This window comes from Paenibacillus cucumis (ex Kampfer et al. 2016) (assembly GCF_019748695.1).
Classification (GTDB): domain Bacteria; phylum Bacillota; class Bacilli; order Paenibacillales; family Paenibacillaceae; genus Paenibacillus; species Paenibacillus polysaccharolyticus.
The window spans coordinates 21,929-28,225 of record NZ_JACLIC010000053.1 but is presented as its reverse complement, the minus strand read 5'-3'; the positions used below and the strand labels follow the sequence as shown (position 1 = coordinate 28,225).

5 protein-coding genes and 1 pseudogene are annotated in these 6,297 nt (G+C 43.0%); 5 read left to right on the top strand and 1 reads right to left on the bottom strand.

Annotation, left to right across the window (positions count from 1 at the left end; translation table 11 throughout):
* Positions 1-208: 208 nt before the first annotated feature.
* Complete coding sequence (locus H7T88_RS27390) at positions 209-1,564, bottom strand: MATE family efflux transporter (RefSeq protein ID WP_090924899.1); 1,356 nt, start codon at positions 1,562-1,564, stop codon at positions 209-211.
* Positions 1,565-1,726: 162 nt separating this feature from the next.
* On the opposite strand from H7T88_RS27390, the pseudogene H7T88_RS27385 reads away from it, so the two are divergent.
* From H7T88_RS27385 to H7T88_RS27365, 5 genes and pseudogenes are all read left to right on the top strand, one after another.
* A pseudogene (locus H7T88_RS27385) lies at positions 1,727-2,460 on the top strand (class I SAM-dependent methyltransferase).
* A 161-nt stretch (positions 2,461-2,621) separates the two neighbouring features.
* Entirely contained in the window at positions 2,622-3,203 is a 582-nt protein-coding gene (locus H7T88_RS27380) for an RNA polymerase sigma factor (RefSeq protein WP_221791531.1), read from the top strand.
* On the top strand, positions 3,200-4,597 hold the full coding sequence (locus H7T88_RS27375; protein WP_221791529.1) for a hypothetical protein: 1,398 nt from the start codon (positions 3,200-3,202) through the stop codon (positions 4,595-4,597). The genes H7T88_RS27380 and H7T88_RS27375 overlap by 4 nt, the downstream gene beginning before the upstream one ends.
* 177 nt (positions 4,598-4,774) lie before the next feature.
* Positions 4,775-5,452, top strand: coding sequence for an NAD(P)H-dependent oxidoreductase (locus H7T88_RS27370; RefSeq protein WP_221791527.1), 678 nt, complete (start codon positions 4,775-4,777; stop codon positions 5,450-5,452).
* 379 nt (positions 5,453-5,831) lie between these two features.
* The gene (locus tag H7T88_RS27365; RefSeq protein WP_312027667.1) at positions 5,832-6,269 is read left to right on the top strand and encodes a MarR family winged helix-turn-helix transcriptional regulator; all 438 of its coding nucleotides are present in this window, start codon (positions 5,832-5,834) and stop codon (positions 6,267-6,269) included.
* The last annotated feature ends 28 nt before the right edge of the window (positions 6,270-6,297 follow it).

The window sequence follows — 6,297 nt, the reverse complement described above, 5'->3', positions numbered from 1 at the left end:
TGGGAGAGTAGGACGCCGCCAAGCAAAGCAAAAACACACTTGATGAGAATCAGGTGTGTTTTTTTGTGTCGTGCACAGAATGGTACTGAGCCCCTAACCCTGGCGTTCTCTTTTGGAGAATTACGCCGGGGTTAGGCGCCAGTGTTTAATATCGTGACGGTGGGGCAAAAATACAGCGAACGTTATCTTTGTTTTTAAACCATAATATTTATTTTGCCTGTAACAGATTGAGCCGCTCGGTCAAGGAGCGTTTGCGATAATAGAGTGCTATCGTGATTAGAACAATCATTTCAGATAATGGTACAGCTAGCCATACCCCAGTAACACCCAGGAACGAAGGAAGAATGGCAATCAAAGCAATCATGATAATCATCTCGCGTGCGGCTGTAATCCAGATCGCCATTTTAGCGTTACCTATGGACTGGAAGTACGTGCTCATGACAAAGTTTACTCCCATGAATACATAAGCAATAGTGAAAATACGCAAACCGTAGACTGCGTTATCAGTTACACTGCTACTGAAGTTACCAAAGATTTGCACAAAATAAGGTGCTCCAACTTGAACGATGAGAAGCAGAACCACACCGCAGGTTAAGGCTGTTTTGACGGCAATACGAATCGTTTCCTGCACTTGTTCCATTCGCTGTGCACCGTGATAATAACTGATTAGGGGCTGCGCAGCAGAAGCCAGACCAAGGAATGCCATTAAGACAACCCCGTGGATGTAATTTAAAACCGTAAACGAGGCAACACCATCCGTACCTCCAATCCGTTCCGTTGAGATGTTATGTGAGACCGAAAAGACGGACATACCGAGTTCAGCCAGGAAGCTGGGAAAGCCAATAAGTGCGATCATGCAAAGCAATTTGGTACTCCATGTGAACCTTGTGAACGTAAGATTATTGGACTTTTTGAAAAAATGACTGAACAGCACGAGCAGTGCCAAAGCGGCTGAAACAATCGTGCCAAGTGCAACCCCGCGTACTCCCCACTCCAGCACATATAACGTAATATAATTGATGACAATATTAGCTACAGCAAAGGTAATCTGGGCATACATTGAAGTGTTTGGACCGCCATCGTTGCGAACAAAAACGGATAATGCATTTTCGATCGTAAAAACAAACCCGAAAAGTAACATGATGTTCATATAGTCGGATGCGAAGGGGAAAGTATCTGCATTTGCACCCAATGCATATACGAGTTTATCTTTGAATGTGAAGGCCGTGTAACCAATAACCACTGTGACCAGCGAAATGAGAATAATGGATTTGGTAAACACTTCTTTGGCCTTCTGATTTTCTTTCCTGCCCATATGATTAGAGTATAACGTAGCTCCGCCCATGCCGATCCATAGAGACATTGCCACGAACAGGGTGTAGACAGGGGAAGCGATGCCGATGCCTGCCATAGCGGTTGACCCCAGTTTATGCCCAACCATAATGCCGTCGATAATAAAGTTAAATGCGATGACCAGCATCCCCAGAACAGAGGGCACCAGATAGCTGATAAAAGCTTTGCCTACCGTTTGCCTCTCAAGTGGATGTGTCCAATTTGTACTCATAATGACCTCCGTTAGTAAGTTTAAAAAGTTTATACCTATATATTATACTGAACGTTCGTTCTGTATAATAACACGAGTACAATTCAAATGGCAACTTTTCCGAAATTCATACCGTTTATTTGATAGAGTATGAGAGAAGACCGGGGAGGGAGGTAAGATCACATGAAACAAAATAAATACGATGATAAGGCATTTTTTCAGAATTATAGTAAGATGGCTCGCTCCGTTGAAGGGTAGATGCAGCTGGGGAATGGCATGAATTACAAACCTTATTACCCGATTTAAAGGATAAGCGAGTACTTGATTTGGGTTGCGGTTTTGGCTGGCATTGCCGATATGCGCGTGAACAACAGGCGAGTTCTGTCATCGGTGTAGACTTATCCGAAAATATGCTGCGGCGTGCGCGTGAACTGACGAATGATCTACAGATTGAGTATCGGCAGACGGCCATCGAAGATATTCATTTTGACCAGAATCAGTTCGATGTGGTTATTAGCTCGCTTGCTCTGCATTACATTAAACATTTGCATGACGTGTATCGTAAAATCAATCATTGTCTAGTCACAGGTGGAACGTTCATTCTATCTGTTGAACATCCGATATTCACCGCTCGTGCGGAGCAAGATTGGCATTATGATGCTCAAGGGGAGAAACTGCATTGGCCTGTGGATCATTATCATGAGCAAGGACAGCGGATCGCAAACTTTTTGGATCATGATGTGGTGAAGTATCATCGGACGATGGCTACACATCTGAATGAATTGATTGGTGCGGGGTTCATCATTCAACAAGTGGCAGAATCCAAACCTTCTTTGGAGATGATGGAGCAGGTCCCAGGGATGTCTGATGAGAATCGAAGACCGATGTTTCTGATGATTGTAGCAATGAAGAAATAATGATGAATCTTATATGTACATTATTCAGCGTTTTACGATGGCGTGTTCAGTGTATCTGGACATGCTGTTTTTTGTTTTTTTGCTAAAGTATAAAGAATATTGTGTAAATTAGGGAACCGGATGACATTCCGTTTAGTCGTATTAAGTGAGGTGAACATTCGTTGGACTATTCGTTTCTGGCAGAGGCCCAGACCATCAACAATGACACACTTGCCAGCCTGATGCATGATTACGGCAATGATGTGTGGAATTATGTTTATTTTTTAACTAGAAATACGGAGCAAGCAGATGATTTGTCACAGGAAGTGTTTGTCCGGGCATACACAGGAATCGCGAACTATCGGGGAGATTGCTCGATCAAAACATGGCTTCTAACAATTACGAGGAACACAACGTTTACATACCGAAAGTCGAGGTTTTTCCGAAGCAGCTTATGGGGAGAAACGTTGTCGTTAGAGTCAGATCAAGGAGATCAATCCGGATCAAGAAAAACGATGCGAGAACGATCAGCTTATCCATCTGCCGAGATAGAAGTGATTCGTAAAGTACATATCAATGAAATTTGGGATATCGTGCTGGCACTACCGGAGAAGTTTCGGGAGATCCTTCTGTTGCATCTGAGGTATGAACTTACAACGGTGGAGATCGCAGATATGTTACGAATTAGCCAAGGAACCGTGAAATCACGGCTATTCCGGGCTAAGGATAAGGTTCGAAAGCAGTGGGAGGAGAGAAGCGAATGAAACATGAGGATGATCAATGGGAAAAGGAAATTCGTAAAGGGCCGTTTGCAACGTCTCCTTTTACTGAAGATCACAAGCGTAAGGTGCTACAGCAGGTGCAGCGGATACGAACGGTAAGCAGTAAGGAAGAGGAAATGAGTGAAATGAGCCCTTTAGAGTCGTCATTGGAGCGATCTGGTTCACACTTTGATTTATCCAGGAGATACACAGATCCAGACACAAATACAGTTAATAATAGAGCTAAAGCTAAAGATATATCTAAAGATACATTCAAAGTTGGTCCAGGTCATCAACGTCATAGAAAAAGTCGTAGAGGCATTCTCGTTGCAGGGTTAAGTGCACTGGTTATCGCAGGTGGGCTATTTATGTGGAATTGGCACGACGGGCAACTCGCAAAACCGTTGATGGAGCAGATGAATCCGGCTTCAGCTTTGTTGTTTACAGATCACGTGAATGTCGATATCCTTACCGATCAGATGAAAAAGAATGTTGCGATGACGATGAGAGATGATCTGGGCAAACAGCTACGCATTACCAAAGTACAAGATCTGCCTGTGTCTGGAAGAATATACGTCGAAGCGGGCCAGGAGAAAGGAGCAGATTACGCCCAAATTTGGCTGGATGCCAAGACGGGTAATCTTCGTGAAGTGCAGATGAGAGCGGAGATGCAGCCAAGTAAGCTGGAACATCGGTATTTGCGTCAGGTACCATCAATTCTGGAGAGTACTGGCATAATACCGACACTTCAACCTGTGAAAGTTAGAAGATCCGTGGGAATGCAACAAGGAAAAACGGATCCAACGAGCTACACTGTAGTAGATTTACGCGAGGGTGATAGTTACGGAGAAATTATCTGGCGGCAGGATCAAGCGATATCCATTACAGGTGAGTTAAGAGCAGATCAGATATCCCAAACTGAAGTGGCAAAGGCGAAAAGGGCGATTGAGGTGTTCTCAGGTAAAGCTAACTTTAACCTAGATGATGCTAGTCGAATTAAAGATGATGAAATTGGTGAAGATTCAACTTTTTTCTCATTTAGTGATAATTATTTTGTGAAAATAACAGAAGCCAAAAATGGATCGAGATATATGGTGGGAGATTCAAATGATTATGGTTATCCCCAAATAAACAGTCCGGAACAGATGGAGGCTTACCAGGATCAGTTATTAAATATGGATGAGAATCTTCTTAGAGAGCGGGTTGGGCCATTTGTGAAAAATATTTTTAATGTAGATCTTGACGACTACAGGCTCCACCGAGATGCTGAAAAAATAGATACAGTTACATTTGAGCGCGATGCAAAAGATGCTTTTGAGGTTCGGTACAAAGAAGATGGGCGTATCACAATGATCACTAAGGTAGAACGCAAGATTTTAATTAAGTATTTTAAGTAATGACGCAATTTAGTAATGTAAGCTATCCTTACTTTTAGGAACCAGGGTACAATAAGGTACGTACTTTTCAATCTGGAGCATAACATCTAAACTGATACCTGAGCCATAAACAGCAAACGAACTCCATAGCTATGTGGGTTCAGCATATAATATATAAAGCAAAGGACGTGGAGAAGAGTGGATGTTACTGTAAAGACAAAGAAAAAAGAAGAGATTTTGCAGGCATTTAAGTTTCGTCATGCAACAAAGCTATTTGATGCGTCACGCAAAATTACAGAAGAAGACTTCACTTTCATCCTTGAAACAGGTCGTTTGTCTCCAAGTTCCATTGGATTCGAACCATGGAAGTTTCTCATTGTACAAAATCCCGAGTTCCGTCAGCGCTTGTCCGAGGTGTCGTCCGGTGCACAGCGGCAGCTAGCCACAGCCAGTCACTTCATTGTGATCTTGGCTCGCACGGATGCCAGCTACAGCTCTCCTTATGCAGCGTACATGCTGAAAGAGGTCCAGGGCATGCCCGATGATGTATTCAAAATGACAAGTGAAGCTTACGGTAAATTTCAGAACAATCAAGGTCTGCTTCAAAACGCGAAAACATTATTCGACTGGGCATCTAAACAGACATACATTGCCCTTGGCAATATGATGACTGCAGCGGCTCAGATTGGCATCGATTCTTGTCCGATCGAAGGATACAATTATGCAGAGGTGCATCGTATTCTGGAAGATGCAGGACTGTTAGAGAATTGCGCATGGGATGTGTCAGTGATGGCGGCCTTTGGTTATCGTGCAGAAGAGCCTCATCGTGAGAAATCACGCCAATCTGTTGAGCAAATTACACACTGGATTAAATAACGATAAGGTAAAGAACGAAAGTAACGACTATTAATGTGCAAACAAATCTTCTGTGAACTAAACTGTTGTAACGATGTACGGCCCTTGTAGTCCCATACCTTCAAGTATGAGAGTACAAGGGCCGTGTCACTTTGTTTGGAATTATGAATTGTATATAAGTTGAACTATTCTTTTACACAATAACGGAGAGGACAGAAAAAACCTGAAAAAGCGGAGCGTTCGCCTTTATCACCGGATTTTCCCCTTTGGAAAAGGGAATCCAAAAAATCTGGGGATAACAGCGATTGGAAGGTTATTCTGTCATCGGAGTGGGCCGTGTAAAATCTTTAGTTTAACTTATATAGTCTAAAAATGAGGAGTTGAAAATACATAGATATCTATGTATAATACATTTATGTTAAAACACAACGCTTTTGCAATGATTGCACGAATCAGAGATCATGTGAACAAACGAATTGTTCATGAATTGGAACAGCATGAAGTAACGGGTATCGTGCCATCCCATGGAGATGTCCTGATGTTCTTGTACCGGGAAGAGACATTATCGATCAAAATGCTGGCTGAACGTGTTCAGCGTACGCAGCCTACAGTAACAGTGCTCGTCAACAAGCTGGAGAAGCTAGGGTATGTCGAACGTAGCAAGAGCGCTGAAGACAGCCGGGTAACGATGATTCGCCTAACGGACCAAGGGAAGCAGCTTGAGCCGATCTTCCGCGAAGTGTCGAATCAGATTAATCAGATAATCTATGCCGATCTGTCTGAAGAGCAGTCGGAGCAGTTGGAGAATTTGCTGTCTATGATTGTCAGACGTCTTTAAACTTGTTGAACCCAATTGAGGAGGAAAT